Annotated in this window: 1 protein-coding gene; it reads left to right on the top strand. The window is 32.1% G+C overall.

From position 1 onward, the window contains the following. On the top strand, positions 1-1,028 hold a 1,028-nt coding region (locus M663_RS0108945), incomplete at its 5' end, for an IS30 family transposase (RefSeq protein WP_042805278.1). Positions 1,029-1,222: the final 194 nt, after the last annotated feature.

Genomic DNA, 1,222 nt, shown 5'->3' with positions numbered 1-1,222 from the left:
GTACCACAAAAAAGCGTTCTTTTAAACATTTAAGTAGCTATGAACGAGGAGAAATCTATGCATTACTCAAGGAAGGAAGGAGCATTCGGTATATTGCTAAAAAACTTAATCGATCTCCAAGTACTATAAGCCGTGAAATTAAACGTGGAACTACTACACAACTTAGAAGTGATTTGTCTTCTTATACAAGCTATTTTCCTGAAACTGGTCAGGCTGTCTACGAAAAAAATCGTTCAAATTGTGGAGCTAAATTTAAAGCAGCTAAAGCAGAAGATTTTTTGAAATATGCTGAAAATAAAATATTAAATGAAAAATGGTCACCAGACGCAGTTGTAGGTTATTGTAAGAAGGACCCAAGTTGGAATAATAAAACCATTGTTTGTACTAAAACACTCTACAACTATATAGATAGAGGATTATTAAAAGTTAAAAACATTGATTTACCTTTAAAACTACGTTTAAAACCAAGGAAGAAACAAAACCGTAAAAATAAACGTATTATGGGTAAAAGTATTGATTTTAGGCCTAAAGAAGTTGAAAGCCGTGAAGTTTTTGGGCATTGGGAAATAGATACGTTAATTGGCAAGAAGTCTAATGACAAGGTCCTTTTAACATTAATAGAGCGTAAGACTCGCCATGAAATAATATTACTATTGGATACAAAAGACAGTAAATCTGTTAAAGATGCACTATCAAAATTAAAAGATATGTTTGGTGACAATTTAAGCAAGGTCTTTAAAACAATAACATCTGATAATGGTACAGAGTTTAGTGATTTAGAAAGTGCTCTTTTAGAATATGGCGTAGAAGTATATTATACACATCCATATTCATCTTGGGAAAGAGGTACAAATGAACGACATAATGGTCTTATACGACGTTTTATCCCTAAAGGAAAAAGTATTAGAGATTTATCTATAGATACGATAAAGAAAGTAGAAAATTGGCTTAATAACCTTCCACGAAAATTGTTAAATTATAAAACACCTAAAGAATGCTTTTATGAGGAACTGGCAAAAATTTGTTAAGCCCATCTCTTATAAAGTATAGAGCTCGTTCGTGATTTGTCAAGGGGCAGGCTTCGCCTGACTTAAACCCTTGACAAATCACGACCTTCGCTCAATTTGTTAACTAAGATGGGCTTAAGGTTATATATGATTTGTTCCAAATCCTATATCTACATGATTTTCATTAGGTGTTGCATTTAATATTGCAATTTATA

The sequence above is a fragment of the Thermoanaerobacter sp. A7A genome (assembly GCF_000445185.1).
GTDB lineage: Bacteria > Bacillota > Thermoanaerobacteria > Thermoanaerobacterales > Thermoanaerobacteraceae > Thermoanaerobacter.
Note: the sequence above shows the minus strand (reverse complement) of the source record. Positions and strands in the feature narration are given on the sequence as shown.